Annotated in this window: 26 protein-coding genes; 19 read left to right on the forward strand and 7 right to left on the reverse strand. The window is 72.7% G+C overall.

All coding sequences use genetic code 11. The features are described 5' to 3' along the window. Window positions 1-195 precede the first annotated feature (195 nt). The 9 genes from LCD33_RS15905 to nusB all read left to right on the forward strand — a co-directional run bounded on the left by LCD33_RS15905 (window position 196) and on the right by nusB (window position 8346). Window positions 196-849: a prepilin peptidase gene (locus tag LCD33_RS15905; RefSeq protein WP_224956591.1), complete on the forward strand. Its 654-nt coding sequence runs from the start codon at window positions 196-198 to the stop codon at window positions 847-849. 53 nt (window positions 850-902) lie between these two features. Then, complete coding sequence (gene aroC, locus LCD33_RS15910) at window positions 903-2108, forward strand: chorismate synthase (protein WP_224977999.1); 1206 nt, start codon at window positions 903-905, stop codon at window positions 2106-2108. Then, on the forward strand, window positions 2108-2653 hold the full coding sequence (locus LCD33_RS15915; RefSeq protein ID WP_224956589.1) for a shikimate kinase: 546 nt from the start codon (window positions 2108-2110) through the stop codon (window positions 2651-2653). The genes aroC and LCD33_RS15915 overlap by 1 nt, the downstream gene beginning before the upstream one ends. 76 nt (window positions 2654-2729) lie before the next feature. Next, a complete protein-coding gene (aroB, locus tag LCD33_RS15920) occupies window positions 2730-3842 on the forward strand; it encodes a 3-dehydroquinate synthase (protein WP_224978000.1) in 1113 nt (370 codons plus the stop codon). Further along, the gene (gene aroQ / locus LCD33_RS15925; protein ID WP_224978001.1) at window positions 3839-4279 is read left to right on the forward strand and encodes a type II 3-dehydroquinate dehydratase; all 441 of its coding nucleotides are present in this window, start codon (window positions 3839-3841) and stop codon (window positions 4277-4279) included. Before aroB ends, aroQ begins: the two co-directional genes overlap by 4 nt. A gap of 115 nt (window positions 4280-4394) precedes the next feature. Continuing rightward, on the forward strand, window positions 4395-5897 hold the full coding sequence (locus tag LCD33_RS15930) for a beta-xylosidase (protein ID WP_224978002.1): 1503 nt from the start codon (window positions 4395-4397) through the stop codon (window positions 5895-5897). A 109-nt stretch (window positions 5898-6006) separates the two neighbouring features. Beyond that, complete coding sequence (locus LCD33_RS15935; RefSeq protein WP_224956585.1) at window positions 6007-7116, forward strand: Xaa-Pro peptidase family protein; 1110 nt, start codon at window positions 6007-6009, stop codon at window positions 7114-7116. A gap of 93 nt (window positions 7117-7209) precedes the next feature. Then, entirely contained in the window at window positions 7210-7776 is a 567-nt protein-coding gene (gene efp, locus LCD33_RS15940) for an elongation factor P (RefSeq protein ID WP_224956584.1), read from the forward strand. A 90-nt stretch (window positions 7777-7866) separates the two neighbouring features. Further along, window positions 7867-8346, forward strand: a complete 480-nt coding sequence (gene nusB, locus LCD33_RS15945; RefSeq protein WP_224956583.1) for a transcription antitermination factor NusB — start codon at window positions 7867-7869, stop codon at window positions 8344-8346. Between the two features lie 143 nt (window positions 8347-8489). Here the strand turns inward: nusB and LCD33_RS15950 are convergent, their stop codons facing one another. Then, the gene (locus tag LCD33_RS15950) at window positions 8490-8978 is read right to left on the reverse strand and encodes a transcriptional regulator (protein WP_009943043.1); all 489 of its coding nucleotides are present in this window, start codon (window positions 8976-8978) and stop codon (window positions 8490-8492) included. Between the two features lie 317 nt (window positions 8979-9295). Here LCD33_RS15950 and pyrR point away from each other — a divergent pair, with 317 nt between their 5' ends. Genes pyrR through pyrF form a run of 7 tightly spaced genes read left to right on the forward strand, consistent with a single transcriptional unit; the run spans window position 9296 to window position 17944 of the window. Then, the gene (gene pyrR, locus LCD33_RS15955; protein ID WP_224956582.1) at window positions 9296-9901 is read left to right on the forward strand and encodes a bifunctional pyr operon transcriptional regulator/uracil phosphoribosyltransferase PyrR; all 606 of its coding nucleotides are present in this window, start codon (window positions 9296-9298) and stop codon (window positions 9899-9901) included. Next, window positions 9901-10833, forward strand: coding sequence for an aspartate carbamoyltransferase catalytic subunit (locus LCD33_RS15960; protein ID WP_224956581.1), 933 nt, complete (start codon window positions 9901-9903; stop codon window positions 10831-10833). Before pyrR ends, LCD33_RS15960 begins: the two co-directional genes overlap by 1 nt. Next, complete coding sequence (locus LCD33_RS15965) at window positions 10830-12128, forward strand: dihydroorotase (RefSeq protein WP_224956579.1); 1299 nt, start codon at window positions 10830-10832, stop codon at window positions 12126-12128. The genes LCD33_RS15960 and LCD33_RS15965 overlap by 4 nt, the downstream gene beginning before the upstream one ends. Continuing rightward, window positions 12128-12661: a transporter gene (locus LCD33_RS15970; RefSeq protein ID WP_224956577.1), complete on the forward strand. Its 534-nt coding sequence runs from the start codon at window positions 12128-12130 to the stop codon at window positions 12659-12661. Before LCD33_RS15965 ends, LCD33_RS15970 begins: the two co-directional genes overlap by 1 nt. After that, on the forward strand, window positions 12658-13779 hold the full coding sequence (gene carA / locus LCD33_RS15975) for a glutamine-hydrolyzing carbamoyl-phosphate synthase small subunit (RefSeq protein WP_224967215.1): 1122 nt from the start codon (window positions 12658-12660) through the stop codon (window positions 13777-13779). Before LCD33_RS15970 ends, carA begins: the two co-directional genes overlap by 4 nt. Continuing rightward, complete coding sequence (gene carB, locus LCD33_RS15980) at window positions 13779-17102, forward strand: carbamoyl-phosphate synthase large subunit (RefSeq protein WP_224967216.1); 3324 nt, start codon at window positions 13779-13781, stop codon at window positions 17100-17102. The genes carA and carB overlap by 1 nt, the downstream gene beginning before the upstream one ends. Then, on the forward strand, window positions 17099-17944 hold the full coding sequence (gene pyrF, locus LCD33_RS15985; protein ID WP_224956574.1) for an orotidine-5'-phosphate decarboxylase: 846 nt from the start codon (window positions 17099-17101) through the stop codon (window positions 17942-17944). Before carB ends, pyrF begins: the two co-directional genes overlap by 4 nt. A gap of 93 nt (window positions 17945-18037) precedes the next feature. On the opposite strand, the gene LCD33_RS15990 is transcribed toward pyrF, so the two are convergent. The 6 genes from LCD33_RS15990 to LCD33_RS16015 form a co-directional block, all read right to left on the reverse strand. Continuing rightward, on the reverse strand, window positions 18038-18376 hold the full coding sequence (locus tag LCD33_RS15990; protein ID WP_224956573.1) for a hypothetical protein: 339 nt from the start codon (window positions 18374-18376) through the stop codon (window positions 18038-18040). Window positions 18377-18626: 250 nt separating this feature from the next. Beyond that, window positions 18627-19883, reverse strand: a complete 1257-nt coding sequence (locus LCD33_RS15995) for a WXG100 family type VII secretion target (RefSeq protein ID WP_224956572.1) — start codon at window positions 19881-19883, stop codon at window positions 18627-18629. After that, a complete protein-coding gene (locus LCD33_RS16000; protein ID WP_224956571.1) occupies window positions 19880-20179 on the reverse strand; it encodes a type VII secretion target in 300 nt (99 codons plus the stop codon). The genes LCD33_RS15995 and LCD33_RS16000 overlap by 4 nt, the downstream gene beginning before the upstream one ends. Before the next feature lie 18 nt (window positions 20180-20197). After that, window positions 20198-20611 (reverse strand): YbaB/EbfC family nucleoid-associated protein, encoded by a 414-nt coding sequence (locus tag LCD33_RS16005; RefSeq protein ID WP_224956570.1) that lies wholly within the window; start codon window positions 20609-20611, stop codon window positions 20198-20200. A gap of 400 nt (window positions 20612-21011) precedes the next feature. Continuing rightward, entirely contained in the window at window positions 21012-21947 is a 936-nt protein-coding gene (locus LCD33_RS16010) for a DUF6346 domain-containing protein (RefSeq protein ID WP_224956568.1), read from the reverse strand. A gap of 158 nt (window positions 21948-22105) precedes the next feature. Next, window positions 22106-22318, reverse strand: a complete 213-nt coding sequence (locus tag LCD33_RS16015) for a hypothetical protein (RefSeq protein ID WP_224978003.1) — start codon at window positions 22316-22318, stop codon at window positions 22106-22108. 146 nt (window positions 22319-22464) lie between these two features. On the opposite strand from LCD33_RS16015, the gene LCD33_RS16020 reads away from it, so the two are divergent. From LCD33_RS16020 to LCD33_RS16030, 3 genes are read left to right on the forward strand one after another with little or no spacing between them, the layout of a single operon-like run. Further along, window positions 22465-23319 carry a helix-turn-helix transcriptional regulator gene (locus LCD33_RS16020; RefSeq protein WP_224956564.1) on the forward strand — a complete coding sequence of 285 codons (855 nt, stop codon included), beginning with the start codon at window positions 22465-22467 and terminating at the stop codon, window positions 23317-23319. A 16-nt stretch (window positions 23320-23335) separates the two neighbouring features. After that, window positions 23336-23521 carry a DUF397 domain-containing protein gene (locus LCD33_RS16025; protein ID WP_224956563.1) on the forward strand — a complete coding sequence of 62 codons (186 nt, stop codon included), beginning with the start codon at window positions 23336-23338 and terminating at the stop codon, window positions 23519-23521. Between the two features lie 56 nt (window positions 23522-23577). Next, window positions 23578-23901 (forward strand): hypothetical protein, encoded by a 324-nt coding sequence (locus tag LCD33_RS16030; RefSeq protein WP_224978004.1) that lies wholly within the window; start codon window positions 23578-23580, stop codon window positions 23899-23901. Window positions 23902-24010: the final 109 nt, after the last annotated feature.

Below are 24010 nucleotides of genomic sequence, written 5' to 3' on the forward strand. Positions count from 1 at the left end.
TGCCCAGGGGGGGGGGGGGGGGGGGGGCGGGGGGGGGGCGGGCCGGGGGCCCCCCCCCCCGGCCCCCCCCCGGGGGGGCCCCGCCCCCGGCGGGGGGGGGGGGGGCCCCCTCTTTCGTGTCCGGTCGTGGGGGACGCCGACACACCGGGGAATGTCGGCACGGAGCTCTCCGCGTCCGGGCGCGACGCTGGGCGCATGGATCTGACGAGCGGGTTCGCCCACCTCACCGGCATCGCCTTCGCGGCCGGGGCGCTCGGCGCGGTGGCCGGGTGGGGCGGCCGCGCCCTGCTGCGCTCCGCGCGCATCGGGATACCGGTGCCGCGGTGGTGCTGCGAAGCGGGGACCGCGCTGCTGTGGGCACCGGTCGCCGCCCGGGCGGTGGGCGGGGCGTTACCGGTGTGGTGGGCGCCGGTGCCGCTGCTGCTCGGATGGGCCGGGGTCCTGCTCGCGGTCTGCGACCTGCGCGCGCACCGGCTCCCGGACGCGCTGACGCTGCCCGCCTGGCCGCTGGCGTTCGCCGCGGTGGCCGGGACCGCGAGCGCCGCCGGGAACGCCGTGATGCTGGTCTCGGCCTTCGTCGGCGCCGCCCTGTTCGCGGGGTGCTACGGCCTGGTGCGGATGCTCTCGCCGCCCGCGCTGGGGCCGGGCGACCTCAAGCTCTCCGGGCCGCTCGGCGCGCTGGTCGGCGCGGTGTCGGTGCCCGCGGTCCTCGGATGCGTGCTGGTGAGCGCGGTGCTCACCGCGTTGCACGCCTGCGCGGTCCGGCGGTCGGCGGTGCCGCACGGCCCGGCGATGCTGCTGCCCGCCTGGCTGGTCACGGCGGTCGGCCCGGTCTTCGGGAGCGGTTGACCGATCCGCACCCGGCCCGCCCGGCCTGCGGCGTTGCGTGGCAGGATTTCGGTGTGTTGCGTTGGATGACAGCCGGAGAATCGCACGGTCCCGCCCTGGTGGCGGTGCTGGAAGGCATGGTCGCCGGAGTGGAGGTGACCACCGCCGACATCGCGACCCAGCTGGAGCGGCGCAAGCTCGGCTTCGGCCGCAGCCCGCGGATGAACTTCGAATCCGACGAGCTGGAGATCATCGGTGGGGTCCGCCACGGGCGGACCCAGGGCGGCCCGATCGCCGTCCGCATCGGCAACACCGAATGGCCCAAGTGGGAGCAGGTCATGTCCGCCGACCCGGTGGACGAGGACGTGCTCTCCGGGCTCGCCCGCAACGAGCCGCTGACCCGCCCGCGGCCCGGCCACGCCGACCTGCCCGGCATGCAGAAGTACGGCTTCGAGGAATCGCGGCCGGTGCTGGAGCGCGCCAGCGCCCGCGAGACCGCGGCCCGCGTCGCCGCGGGCACCGTGGCGCGCCGGTTCCTGCAGCAGCTGCTCGGTGTCGAGATCGTCAGCCACGTGGTGAGCCTCGGCTCGGTCAGCGTCGCGGGCGAAGCGCTGCCCGGGCCGGACGACCTGGCCGCCATCGACGAGAACCCGGTGCGCGCCTTCGGCGACGACGCGACCGAGCGGATGATGGCCGAGGTCGACGCCGCGAAGGCCGATGGCGACACCCTCGGCGGCGTCGTCGAGGTCATCGCCTACGGCCTGCCCGCGGGCATCGGCTCGCACGTGCACTGGGACCGCAAGCTCGACGCGCGCCTCGCCGGAGCGCTGATGAGCATCCAGGCGGTCAAGGGCGTCGAGATCGGTGCGGCGTTCGCGAACGCCACCCGCCGGGGCAGCGCCGCGCACGACGAGATCTACCCGGCCGACGGCGCCCGCTGGGTCAGCCGCGGCAGCAACCGCGCGGGCGGGCTCGAAGGCGGCATCACCAACGGCGAACCGCTCGTGGTGCGCGCCGCGAAGAAGCCGATCTCCAGCCTGCCCCGCGCGCTGGCCACCGTGGACACCGACACCGGCGAACCGGCGCAGGCCATGCACCAGCGCTCCGACATCACCGCCGTGCCGCGGGCAGCCGTGGTCGCCGAGACGATGGTGGCGCTGGTGCTCGCCGAGGCGGTGCTGGAGAAGTTCGGCGGCGACTCGCTGCCGGAGACCCGCCGCAACGTCGAGGGCTACCTCGCCGCCCTGGCCGAGCGCGCCGAGAAGCGGCAGGTGCGCTGATGTCGCCGCGCGCCGTCGTGGTCGGCCCGCCGGGGTCGGGCAAGACGACGGTGGGCAGGCTGCTCGCCGACCACCTCGGCGTGGCGTTCCGCGACACCGACGACGACGTGGTGCGGCTGGCGGGCAAACCGATCCCGGACATCTTCACCACCGACGGCGAACCGGCGTTCCGCGCGCTGGAGGAGCAGGCCGTGGCCACCGCGCTCGACGAGCACCCCGGCGTGCTCTCGCTCGGCGGCGGCGCGGTGATCTCCGAACGCACCCGGAAGCTGCTCGCCGAGCACCCGGTGGTGTTCCTGACCGTGGGCCTGGCCGAAGGCGCCCGCCGCACCGGGCTGGCCCAGACGTCCCGCCCGCTGCTGGCCGGGGTGAACCCGCGCGCCACGTTCAAGGCGCTGCTGGACGCGCGCCTCCCGCTGTACCGGGAGGCCGCCGACGTGGAGCAGCCCACCGACGGCCTGGAACCGTGGCGCCTGGCGGAACTGGTCGCCGGGAAGCTCGCCGAGATCCGTCCGGGCGGCACCAACCCGGCCGCCGAAGCGTGAATAATCGCGGGGGAACGCCGCGGGGCGCTCGACGTCCCGGCGGTGTGCCGAGCCGCGACTGAATGAGTGGAGAACGATGCCCGAGCCGGTGCGCATCAGGGTCGGATCCGAGCAGCCCTACGACGTGGTCGTGGGGCGGGGCCTGCTCGGTGACCTCGTCGAGCTGCTGAGCGGGACCTCGGTGGTGGCGCTGCTGCACCAGCCGAGCATCACCGCGACCGTCGAGGCCGTGCGCGAGGAGCTCGCCGACGCGGGCATCGACGTGCACCGGGTCGAGATCCCCGACGCCGAGGAGGGCAAGAGCCTCGCGGTCGCCGGGTTCTGCTGGGAGGTCCTCGGCAAGATCGGCATGGACCGCGGCGGCGTCGTGGTGTCCTTCGGCGGCGGCGCGGTCACCGACGTGGCCGGGTTCATCGCCGCCACCTGGATGCGCGGCGTGCGCGTGGTGCACGTGCCGACGACGCTGCTCGGCATGGTGGACGCCGCGGTCGGCGGCAAGACCGGCATCAACACCGAGGCGGGCAAGAACCTCGTCGGCCTGTTCCACGAGCCGACCGCGGTGCTGGTGGACCTGGCGACGCTGGAGAGCCTGCCGCGCAACGAGCTCATCGCGGGCATGGGTGAGGTCGTCAAGACCGGTTTCATCGCCGACCCGCGCATCCTGGAGCTGATCGAGCAGGACCCGGACGCCGCGCTGGACCCGACGGGCGAGGTGCTCGGCGAGCTGGTGCGCCGCAGCATCCAGGTGAAGGCCGACGTGGTCGCCGCGGACCTCCGCGAATCGCACCAGCGGGAGATCCTCAACTACGGCCACACCCTCGCGCACGCCATCGAGCGCCGGGAGCGCTACCGGTGGCGCCACGGCGCGGCGGTCAGCGTGGGCCTCGTGTTCGCCGCGGAGCTGGCGCGGCTGGCGGGCCGGCTCGACGACGAGACCGCGGACCGGCACAAGCGGGTGCTGGACCTGCTGGGCCTGCCCACGTCCTACGACCCGGACGCGCTGGGCCAGCTGCTGGACTCGATGAAGCTGGACAAGAAGACCCGCTCCGGGATGCTGCGGTTCGTGGTGCTCGACGGACTCGCGAAGCCGGGCAGGCTGGAGGGCCCGGACCCGTCGCTGGTGGCGGCCGCCTACTCGGCGCTGACCGGCGGCGAGCGCAAGCAGGCCGGGTCGGAGGTGTTCCTGTGAGGGTCCTGGTGCTCAACGGCCCGAACCTGGGCCGGCTGGGGACGCGGGAGCCGGCGATCTACGGGTCCACGACCTATGCGGACCTGGTCGCGCTGTGCGAGCGCACCGGTGCGGAGCTGGGCCTGGACGTCGAGGTGCGGCAGACCGACCACGAGGGCGAGCTGCTCGGCTGGCTGCACGAGGCGGCCGACGCGGGCACCCCGGTGGTGCTGAACGCGGCGGCGTGGACGCACTACTCGATCGCGGTGCGGGACGCGTGCTCGCAGCTGACGGGTCCGCTGCTGGAGGTGCACATCTCGAACGTGCACAAGCGCGAGTCGTTCCGCGGGCACAGCTACCTGTCGGACATCGCGACCGGGGTGCTCGTCGGGCTGGGCGTCCGCGGCTACGCGCTGGCGCTGCGCTGGATCGCGGAGGAGCGCACCGCCCAGGCCTGAGCGTCCGGTTCGGGTCCGGGCGGTTGAGACGATCTCCTAAACTGGGGTGGCCCGGGATCGCCCGGGATTCCCGCGCGGGGGCGGGGGATCGCACGGGGGAAGGCTCTTTCCGCTCATGGTCGAACGATCGTGCCCGTCCCGGCGGGTGCGCGCGCTCGTCCCGCTCGGCGCGGCGCTCGCGCTGCTCGCGGGGTGCGCCCTGCCCGAGGCGGTGCCGCAGCACCCGCCGACCCGGTTCGACCGGCCCGTCGAGCGCAGCCTCAGCAGCGGCGCGTTGCGCACCGCGGACGAACGCTCCAGCGACGGTGTGGTGGCCTCCGGCGGGAATCCGGCCCCGTACAACTACGCGCCGAGCGTGCTGGCCGAACCGGACGGCGAAGGCATGCACCACCGAGCCTGGTGGTGCAGCCAGCTGCCCGGGATCGGCCCGCCCGGTGACGACGTGCTGTTCGCCGAATCCGGTGCCCTGGACGAGGAGTTCTCCGCGGACGGCGCCCCCGCGGTCCCGGTGTTCACCGCCGAACCGGGCGCGTTCGACGGCAAGCACACCTGCGACCCGTCCGTGCTGCGCACCGGAGGCCGGTACTACCTGTACTACACGGGGGCCGCCGCCGAGCACGCCCACGGCAACGCCATCGGCGTCGCGAGCAGCGGCGACGGCCGCGCGTGGCGGCGGGAGGCGGGCGGCCGGTCGATCGTGCGGCCGTCGGGGGAGGTGCCCCGGGCCAACGACTACGGCGCGGGCCAGCCCTCGGCGCTGTTCCTGGACGGCTGGTTCTACCTGATGTTCACCGACACCACCGCGTCCGGCGCCGGGTGGAACGGCGCGGGGCAGTTCGTGCTGCGCGCCAAGGACCCGGAGTTCACCGACCGGGTGCAGGCGCTCGGCGAGGCCGGTTTCACCCCGGCGGGCACCACCGACGCGGCGCGGCGGCGGTCCGTGGTGGACGCGTTCAGCGCGGACTGGATGTGGAGCGACGCGCTGCGGGCGTTCCTGATCGCCCACCAGACCGAGCAGGGCACCACGATCACCTCCTGGGACCGCGACTTCACCCGCCACCCGTACGCACCGCTGCTGGTGCCCGGGCCGTGGCGGGAAGGACCGGGGCTGGTGCGCGGCGACGACGGGCACGCACCCACCTCGACCGAGGACCCGTGCGGCACGGTGCCGGTGGACCTGCTGCGCGCCACCGAACCGGACCCGGCGCCGACGGCGTTGCGCTCCTTCGGGCTGGACGTGATCGGGGTGACCGGCTGCGCCGCCCCGGCGGGCGCCCGCGACGTGCTGGAGGCGTTCGGGGTGCCGTCGCCGGAGCGCACGGTGGACGTGGTGCGCGGCGGGCGGAAGGTGCGCGTGGAGCGCCGCTCGGTGGCCGCGACGATGGTGCGCCGCGTCCGCGACGAGCGGGTCCCGGCGCTGGAGGACGTGCCGGTGGCGGGCGTGGTCCGCGCCGGCGCACCGGTGCTGCGGTCCCCGGCGGGGGAGCTGGTCGTGCTCGACGACCACGACCGCGCCTGGACGATCCTGGCGGACAGCGCGGCCGCGAACGACTCGCCGGTGACCGACCTGGACCAGCGCGCCTGGGACGCCTTGCCCCGGGCCGGCGACCTCCGCTGACGCCTCGACGGGCCGTCCGCCAGGGGTGCTCGGGGCAGGCGGTCCGTGCACCTGGCGCCTTCGGCCAAGCGGGCGTGGCCTCGCGCGATGTCTGGTTAGGCTGGTGCGCATGCCCGAGACGCACGCCCGCCGCCGCCAAGCCCTGCGCGACCTGCTCCGCCGAGCGGAGCTGGACGCGGTGCTGGTCACCGACTTGCTCAACATCCGCTACCTGACCGGGTTCACCGGTTCGCAGGCCGCGCTGGTGGTGCACGCCGCCGACGAGCCCGGTGCGGAGCGGGCCACCGCGTTCAGCACCGACGGCCGCTACCGAACCCAGTCCGCCGAGCAGGTCCCCGACCTGGAGCGGTTCATCGAGCGGCCCAGCGAACTCGTGCTGGCCGAACACCTCGCGCAGCACCCGGCCCGCTACCGGCGCACCGGCTTCGAGAGCGGGCACGTCACCGTGGACGGGCTCGACGTGATCGCCGCGGCCGCCCCGGGGATCGAACTCGTCCGGGCCCCCGGCCTGGTGGAGGAGCTCCGCCTGATCAAGGACGCCGCGGAGGTGGACGCGCTGCGGATGGCGTGCGCGGCGGCCGACCGCGCGCTGGCCGACCTCATCGAGCACGGCGGGCTGCGCCCCGGTCGTACCGAGCTGGAGGTGGCCCGCGAACTGGAGGCCCGGATGCGCGAGCACGGCGCCGCCGGTCCGTCGTTCGAGACGATCGTGGCCGCGGGCGCGCACTCGGCGATCCCGCACCACCGGCCCACTTCGGCGGTGCTGGCCGCGGGGGACTTCGTGAAGATGGACTTCGGCGCCCTGGTGGACGGCTACCACTCGGACATGACCCGCACCGTGGTGCTGGGTTCCCCCGCCGACTGGCAGCGCGAGATCTACGAGCTGGTCCGGACCGCGCAGGCGGCCGGGTGCGAGGCGGTGCGCCCCGGCGCGGACGTGCGCGAAGTGGACGGCGCGGCCCGGAAGGTGATCGAGGACGCGGGGTGCGGCGAGCGGTTCCCGCACGGCCTCGGCCACGGCGTCGGCCTCGAAATCCATGAGGCACCGGCGTTGTCGCAGCGGGGGGACGGTACGATTCGTGAGGGGATGGTGGTCACCGTCGAACCCGGCGTGTACGTGCCGGAGCGTGGCGGGGTCCGCATCGAGGACACCCTGGCCGTGCGCGAGAGCACGCCGGAACTCCTCACCTTGACGACCAAGGAGCTCGTCGCCGTCTGAGCGCGGTGCGCGTGCGGCCGATGACGTTACGGCGGCGCCGCACGCCGCCTCAGTTGTCAACCGCAGCCCGCATCACATGGAGAGACCGGACACGTGGCATCCACGAACGACCTCAAGAACGGACTCGTGCTCAAGATCGACGGCCAGCTCTGGTCCGTGGTCAACTTCCAGCACGTCAAGCCGGGCAAGGGCGGCGCCTTCGTGCGCACCACGCTGAAGAACGTGCTCTCCGGCAAGACCGTCGACAAGACCTTCAACGCCGGGGTCAAGGTCGAGACGGCGAACGTGGACCGCCGCGAGATGACCTACCTCTACGACGACGGCACCGACTTCGTCTTCATGGACCAGGACACCTACGACCAGGTGACCGTGGCGCGCCCGGTCGTCGGCGACGCGGCGGACTACATGCTGGAGAACAGCAACGTGGTCATCGCTCGCCATGACGACGAGCCGCTGTACGTGGAGCTGCCCGCCTCGGTGGAGCTCTCCGTCTCGCACACCGACCCCGGTGTGCAGGGCGACCGCTCCACCGGCGGCACCAAGCCGGCGACGCTGGAGACCGGTGCGGAGATCCAGGTCCCGCTGTTCCTGAACACCGGCGACAAGGTCAAGGTCGACCCGCGCGACGGGCGCTACCTGGGTCGCGTCAACACCAAGTGATTCGTTCCCGCCGCGCCCGCGGCCCCGCCGGTGCGTCCGGCAGGGCCGCGGTTCGCGCCGGGCGGGGGACACCGGAAAGAGAGTTGTGAGTTGGGCTCACGGAGCAAGGCCCGCAAACGCGCGGTGGACGTGCTGTACGAGGCCGACCTGCGCGGTCTCGACGCGGTGACGTTGCTGTCCGAGCGGCTCGCCGCGCCCGAGGCCGCGCCCGTCGCGGACTACTCGGTGACGCTCATCGAGGGCGTCGCGGGCAACCGGCAGCGCATCGACGACGTGCTCGTCGAGCACTCCGAGGGCTGGACGTTGAGCCGGATGCCCGCGGTGGACCGGGCCGTGCTGCGGCTGGGCCTCTACGAGCTGCTGTGGAGCGAGGACGTGCCGCCCGCGGTCGCCATCGACGAGGCCGTGGAGCTGGTGAAGGCGCTGTCCACGGACGATTCGCCGCGGTTCGTCAACGGCGTGCTGGGCCGGATCGCCGGGATCAGCGACCGGCTGCGGACGTCGATCCGCAACCTGGAGGCCGCCGAGGCCGCGGCGCGGGAGCGCGCCGAGTCCGACGCGCAGAACTGATCAGCCGAACTTCGCGGGGGCGCCGGTGCGTCCCCGCGTTGTCGCATCCGCACCCGGAAATCGGTTTCCCGGCCCGAGCGCAGGACGGCTGCGGCCCCGTCCCCGGGTTCCGGGGCGGGGCCGCAGCAGCCGCATTCGCGAGTTCACTCCTCCCGAGCGGGTCGTGCCTCGGGCGGCAGGACGCCCCAGTCGATGAGCTGTTCGGTCAGCTCGCCGGGGGTCATGTCGTAGATGATGGCGAGGGATCGCAGGTCCTCGGTCCGGATGGACAGCACCTTGCCGTTGTAGTCGCCGCGCTGGCTCTGGATGGTCGCCGCGTACCGGGCGAGAGGCCCGACCTTCTCGGCAGGCAGCTGCTGCAACCGCTCCAGGTTGATCACGACCTTGGTGGCCGGTTCGGCGCCGGAGGGCACCCGACCCTCCGGGAGTAGCTCCGCGACCGGAACACCGTAGAAGTCGGCCAGTTCGGCGAGCTTCTGCACGGTGACCGCTCGGTCGCCACGTTCATAGGACCCGACGACCACGGCCTTCCACCGCCCGCCTGACTTCTGCTCGACGCCGTGCAGCGAGAGACCCTGCTGCTGGCGGATAGCGCGGAGCTTGCCGCCCAGCGCCTTGGCGTAGTCGCCCATGTGGCGTTTCTCCGTTTCATTCGCCCCGTCAGCCTAGATCGGATGCCGGGGAGGAAAGCTCAGATTGATACGGAGAGTAATGTTCGCTCGCAAGTGTCACTAGGTCAAGTTGGTCTTCCTATGCCGCCAGGGCGAGTACGCACACACCACCCGGACGATTGACCTGCGGACGCTGATAGCGTACAAGGCGAACCCGGTGGTCACCTGGTGGCGATCCGAAGTTCGTTCCGGCGGGCGGGTGCACGCGCATCCCGTCCACTGGGGAATCAACCATCCTTTAAGGACCCGTCCAGTGAGGCGGGGAAGGAGGCCAGACCGTGGCGTCACGCCGGCAGGCGGGCGCGACGGACCCGGCCGGGCAGCGGGAGCTGCTCTCGGCCGGTGACGTTGCGCGCACGATCGCCCGCATCGCTCATCAGATCATCGAGAAGACCGCGTTGGACACCACCGCGGAGGGGCCCGAGGCCCCGCGGGTGGTGCTGCTGGGAGTCCCGACCAGGGGCGTGCCGCTGGCGCGCCGCCTCGCCGCCCGGATCGCGGAGTTCAGCGGGGTGGAGGTGCCCACCGGCACCCTCGACATCACGCTCTACCGAGATGACCTGCGAAAACAACCGAACCGGCCGCTGGAGCCGAGCAGCCTGCCGCCCGCGGGCATCGACGGCGCGCTGGTGGTGCTGGTCGACGACGTGCTGTTCTCCGGCCGCACGGTGCGCGCCGCGCTGGACTCGCTGCGGGACCAGGGCAGGCCGAGCGCGGTGCAGCTGGCGGTGCTGGTCGACCGCGGCCACCGGGAGCTGCCGATCCGCGCGGACTACGTGGGCAAGAACGTGCCGACCTCGCGCAGCGAGGAGGTCGCGGTGCGGCTCGCGGAGGTCGACGACGCGGACTCGGTGTTCATCCGGCGCAGCGAGGAGGTGCGGTGATGCGGCACCTGCTGTCCACCGAGGGCCTGGACGCGGCGACGGCGACCGCGGTGCTGGACACCGCGGGCACGCTGAAGCAGACGCTGCTGGGCCGCGAGGTGCGCAAGCTGCCCACGTTGCGCGGGCGCACCGTGATGACCATGTTCTACGAGAACTCCACCCGGACCCGGGTGTCGTTCGAGGTCGCCGGCAAGTGGATGAGCGCCGACGTGATCAATGTGTCGGCCTCCGCGTCCTCGGTCGGCAAGGGCGAGTCGCTGCGGGACACCGCGCTGACCCTCTCGGCGGCCGGGGCGGACTGCGTGATCGTGCGGCACCCGGCTTCGGGCGCGGCGCACCGGCTCGCGGGCTGGCTGGACGAGGCGGGCACCCAGGTCGTGAACGCGGGCGACGGGATGCACGAGCACCCGACGCAGGCGCTGCTGGACGCGGCGACGCTGCGGGAACGCCTCGGCGAGCTAGCCGGGCGCAAGATCGCGATCGTGGGTGACCTGCTGCACAGCCGGGTCGCGCGGTCGAACGTGCACCTGCTGCGGACCCTCGGCGTCGAGGTGGTGCTGGTGGCGCCGCCGACGCTGGTGCCGCACGGCATCGAGCACTGGGGCGCGGAGGTCGTGCACGAGCTGGACCCGATGCTGCCGGGCCTGGACGCGGTGATGCTGCTGCGGGTGCAGGCCGAGCGGATGCACGGCGGGTTCTTCCCGTCGGCTCGCGAGTACTCGATCGCCTACGGCCTGAACGAGAAGCGGCTGGCGCTGCTGCCGGAGCACGCGGTGGTGCTGCACCCCGGCCCGATGCTGCGCGGCATGGAGATCGCCCCGGCGGTGGCGGACTCGCCGCGCGCGGCGATCACCGAGCAGGTCCGCAACGGGGTCCACGTGCGCATGGCGGTGCTCTACCACCTGCTGGCCGGAGAGGAGATCGCGGCGTGAGCCGGGTGCTGATCGAGGAAGTCCGTCCCTACGGGGACGGCACGCCGGTGGACGTGCTGGTCGACGGCGAGGTCATCGCCGAGATCGGCGCGGACCTGGACGTCGAGGCCGACGAGGTCGTGCGGGGCGGCGGCGGGGTGCTGCTGCCCGGTTTCGTGGACCTGCACACGCACCTGCGGGAGCCGGGCCGCGAGGACACCGAGACGGTCGAGACCGGTTCGGTGGCGGCCGCGCTGGGCGGCTACACGGCGGTGTTCGCGATGGCCAACACCGACCCGGTGGCCGACAACGCGGTGATCGTGGAGCACGTGTGGCGCCGCGGCCTGGAGATCGGCCTGGTCGACGTGCACCCGGTGGGCGCGGTGACGGTCGGCCTGGGCGGCGAGCAGCTCGCGGAGCTGGGCACGATGGCGCGCTCGGCGGCCGGGGTGCGGGTGTTCTCCGACGACGGCAAGTGCGTGCACGACCCGCTGGTGATGCGCCGCGCGCTGGAGTACGCGAAGGCGCTGGGCGTGGTGGTGGCCCAGCACGCCGAGGAGCCGCGGCTCACGGTCGGCGCGCAGGCCCACGAGGGCGCGAACGCGGCCCGGCTGGGCCTGGCGGGCTGGCCGGCTCCGGCGGAGGAGTCGATCGTGGCGCGGGACTGCCTGCTGGCCGGGCACACCGGCGGCACGCTGCACGTCTGCCACGTGTCCACGGCGGGCACCGCGGAGATCCTGCGCTGGTGGAAGTCGCGCGAGTCCGCGGGCACCGTGTCGGCGGAGGTCACGCCGCACCACCTGCTGCTCACCGACGAGCTGCTGAGCACCTACGACCCGGTCAACAAGGTGAACCCGCCGCTGCGCACCGACGAGGACGTGCGGGCGCTGCGGCGGGCGCTGGCGGACGGCACCGTCGACTGCGTGGCCACCGACCACGCGCCGCACGCCGCGCAGGACAAGGACTGCGAGTGGTCGGCCGCCAAGCCCGGCATGCTCGGCCTGCAGACCGCGCTGGGCGTGGTGGCGCGCACGATGGTCGAGCCGGGCCTGCTGGACTGGCGCGGCGTGGCGCGGGTGCTCAGCGAGCGGCCCGCGCAGATCGCCGGGCTGGCCGACCAGGGCCGCCCGATCGCGGTGGGCGAACCGGCGAACCTGGCGCTGGTCGATCCGGACGCGCGCTGGACGGTGCGCGGCGCGGAACTGGCCAGCATCACGGCGAACACGCCTTTCGAGGGCATGGAGCTGCCGGGCCGGGTGCGCGCGACGCTGCTGCGCGGCCGGGTCACCGCGCACGAGGGCGAGGTGCGGCGCTGATGGAGCGGACGCTGTGGGTGCTGGCGCTGCTGGCGCTGCTGGCGCTGGTGTACTTCGGGATGCGCCGCGGCTGGCTGAACCGCAAGCGGCGCCAGGACGCGGAGTTCGCCGCGTTCCCGGCGGCCCCGGCGGACGTGGCCGAGCGGCCCGCGCTGCTGGCCGACCAGAGCGGCTTCTACGTGGGCAGCACGAAGGCCGGTGACTGGCAGGACCGGATCGTGGTCGGCGACATCGGGCACCGCGCGAACGCGGTGGCGAAGCTGCGCGACTCGGGCCTGCTGCTGGAGCGGACCGGCGCGAGTCCGATGTGGATTCCCGCGGAGTCCGTGCTGGACGCGCGGGTGGACCACAAGCTGGCGAACAAGGTCGTTCCCGGTGCGGGGCTGCTGGTGGTGACCTGGCGCCTGGGGGACCAGGACATCGACACCGGCTTCCGCGCGGACGACAAGTCCACTCAGGACGAGTGGGCGGGTGCGGTGCGGGCATTGGCGCCTGCCGCAGGACGTGACGACAACCCGGAGGGACAGGCATGACCGCGCACACCCCGGCGGCACTGGTGCTCGAAGACGGCCGGATCTTCCGCGGCGCCGCCTACGGCCAGGAGGGCCGAACGCTCGGCGAGGCGGTGTTCTCCACCGCCATGACCGGTTACCAGGAGACGCTGACCGACCCGTCCTACCACCGCCAGATCGTGGTGCAGACGGCGCCGCAGATCGGCAACACCGGCTGGAACGACGAGGACGACGAATCGCAGCGCATCTGGGTCGCGGGCTACGCCGTGCGCGACCCCGCGCGGGTGCCGTCGAGCTGGCGCTCCCGCCGCGCGCTGGACGAGGAGCTGCGCGCGCAGGGCATCGTGGGCATCGCCGGCCTGGACACCCGCACGGTGACCCGGCACCTGCGCGAGCGCGGCGCGATGCGCGCCGGGATCTTCTCCGGTGCGGCGCTGGGCTCCGACGAGGAGCTGGTGGCGCAGGTCGCGGCCTCCGAGCAGATGTCCGGCGCGAACCTGGCCGGTGACGTGACCACCGCCGAGCCGTACGTGGTGGCCGCCGAGGGCGAGAAGCGGTTCACCGTCGCGGCGCTGGACCTGGGCATCAAGTCCAACACGCCGCGGATGATGGCCCAGCGCGGCATCGAGGTGCACGTGCTGCCGCTGTCGTCCACCGTGGACGACCTGCTGGCGGTGAACCCGGACGGGGTCTTCCTGTCCAACGGCCCCGGCGACCCGGCGACCGCCGACCACGCCGTGGAGCTCACCCGCGAGGTGCTGGGGCGCAAGCTGCCGCTGTTCGGCATCTGCTTCGGCAACCAGCTGCTGGGCCGCGCGCTCGGCCGCGGGACGTACAAGATGCGCTACGGGCACCGCGGGATCAACATCCCGGTGATCGACGTGGACACCGGCAAGGTCGCGATCACCGCGCAGAACCACGGTTTCGCGGTCGAGGGCGACGCCGGCGAGCGGTTCGGCACCGACTTCGGCGCCGCGAAGATCAGCCACTACTGCCCGAACGACGGGACGGTCGAGGGCCTGCGGCTGCTCGACGGACCCGCGTTCAGCGTCCAGTACCACCCGGAGGCGGCGGCCGGTCCGCACGACGCCGCGCCCCTGTTCGACGAGTTCACCAGCATGATGAGCGAGGCCCGCTGATGGCGAAGCGCACTGATATCGAGCACGTGATGGTGATCGGCTCCGGGCCGATCGTCATCGGGCAGGCCTGCGAGTTCGACTACTCGGGCACGCAGGCGTGCCGGGTGCTGCGGGAGGAGGGGCTGCGGGTCAGCCTGGTCAACTCCAACCCGGCGACGATCATGACCGACCCGGAGTTCGCGGACGCCACCTACGTGGAGCCGATCACCCCGGAGTTCGTGGAGAAGGTCATCGCGGCCGAGCGCCCCGACGCGCTGCTGGCCACCCTCGGCGGCCAGACCGCGCTGAACACGGCGATGGCGCTGGACGAGCGCGGCGTGCTGGAGAAGTACGGCGTGGAGCTGATCGGCGCCGACATCGAGGCCATCGAGCGCGGTGAGGACCGGCAGCGGTTCAAGGACATCGTGCGCTCCATCGGCGGTGACGCGCCGGAGAGCGCCGTGTGCAAGTCGATGGACGAGGTCCGCGACTTCGTCCGCGAGCACTCGCTGCCCGTGGTGATCCGCCCCAGCTTCACGATGGGCGGCCTGGGCTCCGGCATGGCGCACACGCACGAGGACCTGGAGCGGATGGCCTCGCTGGGCCTCACCGAGTCCCCGGTGCACGAGGTGCTCATCGAGGAGAGCGTGCTCGGCTGGAAGGAGTACGAGCTGGAGCTGATGCGCGACCACGCGGACAACGTGGTGGTCATCTGCTCCATCGAGAACATCGACCCGATGGGCGTGCACACCGGTGACTCGGTGACGGTGGCCCCGGCGATGACGCTGACCGACCGCGAGTACCAGAAGATGCGCAACGTCGGCATCGACGTGCTGCGCGCGGTGGGCGTGGAGACCGGCGGCTGCAACATCCAGTTCGCGATCCACCCGGAGACCGGGCGCATGGTCGTGATCGAGATGAACCCGCGGGTGTCGCGCTCCTCGGCGCTGGCGTCGAAGGCGACCGGTTTCCCGATCGCGAAGATCGCGGCGAAGCTGGCGATCGGCTACACGCTCGACGAGATCCGCAACGACATCACCGGCGAGACCCCGGCGAGCTTCGAGCCGACGCTGGACTACGTGGTCGTCAAGGTGCCGCGGTTCGCGTTCGAGAAGTTCCCGGGCGCCGACCCGCTGCTGACGACGACGATGAAGAGCGTCGGCGAGGCGATGTCGCTGGGCCGTTCCTTCCAGGAGGCGCTGGGCAAGGCGCTGCGCTCGATGGAGACCTCGCGGATCGGGTTCTGGACGAAGGGCGACCCGGAGGGCGCGACCCTGGAGTCCACTCTGGATGATCTGCGGATCGCGCACGACGGGCGGCTCTACACCGTGGAGCGCGCGCTGCGGCTGGGCGCCACCGTGGCGCAGGTGCACGAGGCCTCGGGCATCGACCCGTGGTTCGTGGACCAGGTCGCCGCGCTGGTGGAGCTGCGCGAGCAGCTGATCGCGGCGCCGGTGCTGGACGCGGACCTGCTGCGGCTGGCGAAGCGCTCCGGGCTGTCCGACCGCCAGATCGCCGCGCTGCGCCCCGAACTGTCCGATGAGGACGGTGTGCGGTCGCTGCGGCACCGGCTGGACGTGCGGCCGGTGTACAAGACGGTGGACACCTGCGCGGCCGAGTTCGCGGCCCGCACCCCGTACCACTACTCGGCCTACGAGCTGGACCCCGGCGCCGAGTCCGAGGTCGTCGAGCAGCGGGAACGCCCCAAGGTGATCATCCTCGGGTCGGGGCCGAACCGCATCGGCCAGGGCATCGAGTTCGACTACTCCTGCGTGCACGCGGCGACCTCGCTGCGCGACGCCGGGTTCGAGACCGTGATGGTCAACTGCAACCCGGAGACGGTGTCCACCGACTACGACACCGCGGACCGGCTGTACTTCGAGCCGCTGACGTTCGAGGACGTGCTGGAGGTCGTCGAGTCCGAACGCGCGTCCGGCGAGGTCGCGGGCGTGATCGTGCAGCTGGGCGGGCAGACGCCGCTGGGCCTGGCGCAGCGGCTCGCCGACGCGGGCGTGCCGATCGTGGGCACCCCGCCGGAGGCGATCCACCTCGCGGAGGAGCGCGGCGCGTTCGGCGACGTGCTGCGCAAGGCCGGGCTGCCCGCCCCGAAGTACGGCATGGCGACCTCGTTCGACGCGGCCAAGCGCATCGCCGACGAGATCGGCTACCCGGTGCTGGTGCGTCCGTCGTACGTGCTCGGCGGCCGCGGCATGGAGATCGTCTACGACGAGGCGTCGCTGGAGAACTACATCGCCCGCGCCACCGAGGTCACCCCGGAGCACCCGGTGCTGGTGGACAACTTCCTCGACGACGCCATCGAGATCGACGTGGACGCGCTGTGCGACGGCGACGAGGTGTACCTCGGCGGCGTGATGGAGCACATCGAGGAGGCCGGCATCCACTCCGGCGACTCGGCGTGCGCGCTGCCGCCGATCACGTTGGGACGCCAGGACATCGAGCAGGTCCGCGAGTCGACGAAGGCCATCGCGAAGGGCATCGGCGTGCTCGGCCTGCTCAACGTGCAGTACGCGTTGAAGGACGACGTGCTGTACGTGCTGGAGGCGAACCCGCGGGCCTCGCGCACCGTGCCGTTCGTGTCGAAGGCGACGGCGGCGCCGCTGGCGAAGGCCGCGTCCCGGATCATGCTGGGCGCGAGCATCGCCGACCTGCGGGCCGAGGGCCTGCTCCCGTCCACCGGGGACGGTGCGGACCTGCCGATCGACGCGCCGGTGGCGGTGAAGGAAGCGGTGCTGCCGTTCCACCGCTTCCGCACCCCGGAGGGCCACGGCGTGGACTCGCTGCTGGGGCCGGAGATGAAGTCGACCGGCGAGGTGATGGGCATCGACGTCTCCTTCGGGCAGGCGTTCGCGAAGTCCCAGACCGCCTCGTACGGTTCGCTGCCGACCTCGGGCACCGTGTTCGTCTCGGTCGCCAACAAGGACAAGCGTTCGCTGGTGTTCCCGGTGAAGCGCCTCGCCGACCTCGGGTTCGAGATCCTCGCGACCTCGGGCACCACGGAGGTGTTGCGGCGCAACGGGATTCCGGCGAAGGAGGTGCGCAAGCACAACGAGTCCAAGCAGGACGGTGAGCGCGACGTCATCGACCTGATCCGGGCCGGCGAGATCGACATGGTGGTCAACACCCCGTACGGCAACCCGGGCCCGCGCGTCGACGGCTACGAGATCCGCACCGCGGCGGTGTCCCGGGACATCCCGTGCATCACCACGGTGCAGGGCGCGTCGGCGGCGGTGCAGGGCATCGAGGCGGTCATCAACGGCGACATCGGCGTGCGGCCGCTGCAGGCGCTGCAGGCGGCGCTGCGCAAGAGCGGTGAGCTGCGGTGACGGCCGTCCGGGCGGGTTTCGGGCGGCGGCTCGCGGACGCGGTCGCGGCGCGCGGCGCGCTGTGCGTGGGCATCGACCCGCACCCGGCGCTGCTGCACGCCTGGGGCTTGGAGGAGAGCCCGGCGGCGTTGGAGCGGTTCGCGATGACCGCGGTGGAGGCGCTGGCCGGTGAGGTCGCGGTGCTCAAACCGCAGTCGGCGTTCTTCGAGGTCTACGGCTCGGCGGGCGTGGCGGTGCTGGAGAAGGTCGTCGCCGCGTCCCGCGAGGCCGGGGCGCTGGTGCTGCTGGACGTCAAGCGCGGTGACATCGGTTCGACGATGACGGCGTACGCCAACGCCTACCTCGACGAGCACTCGCCGCTGGCCGCGGACGCGCTGACGGTGTCGCCGTACCTCGGTTTCGGTTCGCTGGCACCGGCGCTGGGCATCGCGGAGCAGACCGGGCGCGGCGTGTTCGTGCTGGCCCGCACCTCGAACCCGGAGGGCGTGGCGTTGCAGCGCTCCACCGCCGAGGACGGCCGCACCGTCGCCCAGTCCATCGTGGACGCGGCGGCGGAGAACAACGCCGGGGCCGATCCGTTCGGCTACGTCGGCGTGGTGGCCGGGGCGACGATCAAGCCGGGGGAGCTGGACTTCTCCCGCTTGAACGGGCCGATCCTGGCTCCCGGCCTGGGAGCCCAGGGCGCCACCGTGCAGGGCCTGCGCGCCACCTTCGGTGCGGCGCTGCCCTCGGTGCTGCCCGCCACGGCCCGCGACGTCCTCGGCCACGGCCCGTCCGTGGCGGACCTCCGCTCGGCGGCCCGCCGGGTCCGCGACGAACTCGGGGTCCTGCTGGAGTCCTGATGCGGTCTTCCGCGAGGTGAACGGCCCGTTCGACCAGGTCCTGCCGGTCGGGCGGGCCGTTCGCTCGCGGGGTGCCTTCCGGTGGCGTTCGGTTCAGTCGTCGCCGGGTTCGAGGGCGAGCGGGAGCTGGCCGCCGTCGAGGGCGACGAGCGGGGTGAACGGGTCCGGGTCGCCCGCCAGGCAGCGGGCGCAGTCCACGGGTGCGGTCACCGCCTCCGAATCCCCGGCCAGGGCGCGGCTGTCCAGTGGTTGGTGACATGCGGGTGCCGGGAACCGCAGTCCGCCGTACCAGTCGCGCAGTTCGACGCGGTGCACCCGCCGACCGCGGCCGGGCTGGCGCAGGTTGCGGTTCCGGAACCGCGCGCACTCGTGCTCGGACAAGCCGCGCAGGGCCAGGGAGGTCGGGTCGGTGCGGCGCTCGATCGCGGACACCCGATCCAGAGTCCTGGCAGGTGGGAGCGCCGCATACCGCGAAATCGGTGAAGTCCCGCCGACGATCGGGTACCGAAGCAGGTGAATGGCCCATTCACCCGATGAGCCTGGGCGAATGGGCCATTCACCTGACCGCCCGTCGCTGAACCCGCCCGGCGGGTCGTGTCGGTGTCCTGTCAGCGGCGAAGCCGCTGAGGTTCCGCCACCCGAGCACCACGCGGCAGAAGCAGCGAGAACTGGCAGTCACGGGTCAGGTGGTCGGGAAGTGGTCCTCCGCGGACGGGATGGTGCCGGAGAGGCTGTAGTCCTTGCCGTCGTCCCCGTCGTAGTTCTGCTGGTAGTACTGCTCCTCGCCGAGGAGGCCGCGGGCCGCGGCGCTCTCCGGGGTGCGCACGTCGGAGATGGTCTCCGCGGTCTCGCGGGCGGCGGCGCCGTTGATGCCGCCGCCTTCCGGCCATGCCGTCGCCCTGTCCACAGCGGACTGGGTGGTGCGTTCGGCGGCCCGGCCCAGGTCGTCGGCGTTGCCCATCAGTCCGGCCCCGCGCCCGCCGAGCTGCTCGGCGCTCTTGCCGAGCCCGGTGGCCGCGTCCGCGGTGCGCGCCCCGGCGCTGCCGAGCGCGTCGCCGCCGCGGCCGACCGCGCTCGCGGTGGAGCCCAGGGCGTCCGCGCCGCGGGAGGTGGCTTGCCCGGCGGCGGTCGCGGCGCCGCCGAGCCCCGGCGAGGTCGGGAACGCCGACAACCCGCCCGCGGTGAGCTTGGAACCGACCTTCGCGCCCGCCTCCGCCATGCTCTCCAAGGCCTTGGCCAGGTGCGTCCCGGCCTTGCCGAGCTTGGCGAGCAGTTCGCTCACCTTCGTCGCGATCTTCGACAGGGTCATGCCGACCCGCCCGGCCGCGTAGCCGAGGTAGCCCGCGACGGTCGCCCCGAAGCTGACGACGGACCCGGCGAGCGCGGCCAGCGCGCCCTTGATGAGTTCGGCGACGACGGCGGCGATGATGTCCCGCACCAGGCCGCGGCAGGTGGCGACCATGGTGCCCGCGGTGGCCATCGCGCCGGACGCGGTGCCCGCGCTGATCGCCATGGCCTGGACGCCCTCGGCGAACTCCCCGGCGCGCTGCTGGTAGGTGTCGCACGCCTTGCCCTGCCAGTCGGCGCAGCCGGACTGGACCTGGCCGGGGATGTCGGCGGCCAGCTGCTCCAGGTCGGTCTTCACCTGCTGCCAGGTGTCGGCGCCCTCCTTGATGGCGTTCGGGTCGCCGGCGAGGAAGTCGAGCGCTTCGCGCAGCGGCGTCAAGTGCTCCATCAGCCAGCCGACCCCGGCGGCGAGCACCGAGCCGATCGGGTCGATGGCGGTGATCAGCCCGTCCAGCGCGAGGATCCCGCCGCTGGCCGCGAACTCGCCCCAGTCCTCGCTCTCGAACGCGTTCCAGGTGGCGCGCGCCGAGTCGAAGATCCCCGCGCCCGCGGTCGAGGTGTCGGACCCCATGTCGGTGAGCATGCCGGTCATACCTCCACCTGCCCGAGCTGCTCGGAGTTGCGGACGTCGGTGTCCCGGTAGTCGGCGGCGGTCGCCTCGACGCGTTCGCCGAGGTCCCGGGTGAGGTCGGCGAACTTGCCGATCTCCTCGGCGGCCCGCTGCGAGGTCTGCCGGGCCTGCCCGGAGAACACCTGCCCGACCAGCCCGAAGCTGTCGACGCCGAACGAGACCCCGGCGCCCTTCTGCCCGGCGGCGGCGATGTCGTCGGCGAGACCGGCCAGCCACTGCGCGTGCGTGGACAGCCGGTCCGGTGTCACTTTGAACATGAACTCACTCCCCAGTGATCACCGCAGGTAGGTCTGCGGCGGTTCGTCCTCGTCGAAGGCCGGATCGTCGTTCCGACTCGCGGCGGACCCGTCCGGTTCCGCCGGGAGCTGGGTTCGCAGGAATTCCATCGCCGACGCGCCCGCGAACGGCTCCACGGTCTGCGCGACCCGGTGCGCGACGGCGCCCTGGGCTTGGGCGGCGAGCCGCAGGATGGTGTCGCGCAGCTCGGCCGGGCCGCGCTGCATCGAGTTCCGGTCGAAGTCCAGGCCCTGCAGGGCGCCGTTGGAGCCGACGGTGACCGAGACGCCGCCTTCGGTGGCGGTCTCGGTGAGGGAACCGAGCTGTTCCTGCAGCTGCTGGGACTGGCGCACCATCTCGTCGGCGCGGCCCTGCAACGAGTCGAGGAACTGCTGCGGTGTTTGCTCTGCCATGCGGAAAACCCCCGGTGTCGTGCCTGTCGGGGCGCCAGGTGCGCGCCTCGCGCCGGCCGGGTACGACCCGTCGGCACCACGATCGACGATCGCGGCGCCCGGACGGTTCCACGCGCGTGCACCGCGCACACCGGAACCCCAGAGCTCCCCCGGGAGGAGAGCGAACCCACCGGCACGAGCGCCCCCAGCGCTCGGCGCCCATCCAACATCCCGCGGCGCGCCGAGGTCAACGCGGGGTCGTGCGGAACGTGTGCGGAACGTGTGCGCGGCGGGTGGTGCACTGGAGCGCAGCGACCGGCACTGTGGTCCGTCCGCCGGTCGGGAGCCGCGCGGTGAGCGGCCGGTTCGTCGGCTGGGGGTGGGCGAACCGAGCCGTTCACCGGCCCGGTCCCCGTGCGCCTCAGGCCGCGGGGTGCAGGGCGCGGAGGCGTCCGGCGACCAGGCGGCTGCGGACGCCGAAGCCGAGCGCGACGACCGGCAGGGCGGCGAGGGTGAGGACGCCGAGCGGGGCTTGGCCGCTGAGCAGCGCCGCGCCGAGACCGAGGATGCCCAGCACCAGCAGCAGATTCGCGCGGGCGAGCCGTCCGCCGACCGGCACCGGCGGCTCCACATCGGGGTACCCGTGCCGCCGCCGCGCGAGGGCGAACCCGGCGCCGACGGCGAGGAACGCGTGCCCGGCCACGACCACCACGACCGGGACCCAGCCGAGCAGGTCGAGCCGACCGCTGCCGAGCCCGCCCGCGAGGACCAGCCACCACCCGGCGGCGAGCAGCGCGGGCGGCCAGATCCCCAGCCGGGCGCGCCTGCGCCGTTCCGCGTCCCGGGAGGGCAGGTGAACGCCGAGCAGCGCGAGCCCCAGCAGCGGTGCGAACAGCGCCCAGCCCAGCGGCGCCCACTCACCCGCCGATGCGACCACCACGTTGCTGCCCCGGTTGTCGAGCTCGCGGCGTTCGACCGGTGCGGGGGTCGTGGTGTTGTCCGGGGTGAGGTCGGAGTACTTGAAGGTGCGCTGCTCGGTGCGCCCGTCGTCCCAGCGGATCGTCGCCTCGCAGCGCCACCACCAGCCGAGACCCGACGCGCTGATCGGCCCGACCCGCGCGCAGCCGGTGGCCAGCGCGGTGCCGCGCTCGGTGGGCGTGCCGTCGGTGCCGGTGATGCCGGTGGCGCCCATGACGGTGGCGAACACGAGCAGCACCAGCAGCCGCACCGCGAGCTGCGCGGCGATGCCGCCGGCCCTGCGTCCCGGCGAGTGCTCCGCCGCGTCGCGTTCGCCGCGTTCGTCGCGCGGTGCGGGCGGTTCGCCGTGCCCGGGCAGCATGTCGTCGGAAGGTCGCACGTCCAGTCCTGTTCCCCCAGAGGCCGTTGCGGCGCCGAACCTAGCACGCGCCCGCACGCCGCTCCCTCGACCGCGCGGCTCCTCGACTGCGCGGCCCCCGCAGGTGAATGGCCCATTCGCCCAGTCCGCTTGGGCGGGTGGGCCATTCACCTGGTGGATCAGCGGGCGCAGAGGACCTCGACGGCGGTCTCGGCGTCGCCCTGGAAGGCCATGTCCAGGAAGTAGAGCTTGTCGGAGAGCTCGCCCAGCTGCTCCTTCACCACCTCCACGCGCGTCTCGCCCTGGCTGAGGTGGATGCCGCGCGTGGCCATCGTGATCACGATCGCCTCCGCCCGCCCCGCCGCGGTGATCTCCCATTTCGCTTCGCTCATCCGTGCCTCCCGTGATTCGGATTTCCGTTGGTGCGGAACACCTTCGGAACTTCCCGCCCTGGCACGCAATGAATCTTTCGGGTGAGGGATCTGGCTTGCCGCGGCGGCAACCCGAGAAGCTGCTCCCGAACGGCACAGGAGGTGGCATGAGCACGAGCAGCGCGGTCCCGGTGCGGACGCGCCGAGTGGCGAGCAGATTACGCGATCTGCGGCGGCGCAGCGGACTTTCCGCGCCGGAGGTGTCGCAGGCGCTGGGAATCTCGATGAGCAAGATCAGCCGGATGGAATCCGGGCACCGAGGCCTCAACACCGACGACGTGGCGGCGCTGCTGGGGTTGTACCGGGTTCCCAGCCGGGAGCGGGAGGAGGTGCTGACGCTGGTTCGGAACGGTGCGAGCCCGAACTGGTGGACCATGCCGAGTGGCTCGCTGGAGAAGTACTGGGACGACTTCCGATCTTTCGAAGCGGAAGCGACCACCTTGCGGAGCTACGAAACGATGCTGTTCCCGGGACTGCTGCAGACGCCCGGGTACGTCATGGCCATCGCGCACGCTCTTGCGCCGCACGGCATCGAAGACGACTTGGACAAGCTGCTGGCTCAGCGCACTGCGCGGCAGACTCAGCTGCACAGCGAGCGCACTTTCGAGTTCTTGATCGAGCAGAGCGTGCTCGAACGGGAGGCCGGAACTGCGGAGACGATGCACAGGCAGTTGGAACGCGTATCGGCCGTCGCGACCCGATCGAACGTGAGCGTGCAGATCGTGCCGCACTCCGCTGGGGCGCACGTCGGCCTGGACGGGCCGTTCCTGTACTTGGAATTCGCCGAGCACGCTGATCTCGTCCTCGGGGAGGCCATCGGTTGTGCCTCCTACATCGAGGAGAAGCAGATCGTCGCGGAGCGGCGAGAAGCACTAGGAATGCTGCGCAAGATCGCGCTGCCTCCCGACGAGTCGTTGCGACTGATCGACCGGAAATCCGACGAGTGGCGTCGGCGGAGCTGACGAACAGGAGAGATCGATGCGATCGCACTGGCAGAAGAGCAGCTACAGCAACTCGGTTCAATACTGCGTCGAGATAGCCCACTTGGACGACACCATCGCCGCCCGCGACTCCAAGGACCCCCACGGCGGCGTGTTGCGGATGTCGTCCGCCGCGTGGTCGGCGTTCCTGCACGCGCTCCGCGCGGACCGGTTCGACGGCTGATCTCCGCCGAACGGGCGGAAGTTCGTCCCAGACCCGGCCGCGGCTACCAGCTCGGGGTGGAACCGGGTTCGCACCTCATCGACGCGATGGCGACCGCCCGTTCGCTATCCGACGGCGCCGCCGAGCTCTCGGTGCGCCTCGAACTCGGGCGGGTGGACCGGGAACGAGGCGACCTCGGCCGCGTCGTGCGGCCGCTGCGGCGCAGCCTCGCGCTCGCCGGGCGGCTCGGCGACCGGGACATAGCGGCGAACCTGCGGCTGTTCTTCGCCGAAAGCGCACCTCGGCGCCGCTTCGCCCGACGCGGGCTTCGACGTCCACCCCCACCGCACCGGCTCGAACACCACGACATCGAACCCGCCGCCAACCCCTCCCACCCCTGATCGCCAGGGGTGGAACGCCCCCATGGGCGGGGAGAATTGTAGGACCCGGCCGGGACGACACGAGCGGGGGGGGGGGGGGGGGGGGGGGGGGGCCCCCCCCCCCCGGCGC

The organism is Saccharopolyspora sp. 7B (assembly GCF_020177435.1).
GTDB classification, from domain to species: domain Bacteria; phylum Actinomycetota; class Actinomycetes; order Mycobacteriales; family Pseudonocardiaceae; genus Saccharopolyspora_C; species Saccharopolyspora_C gregorii.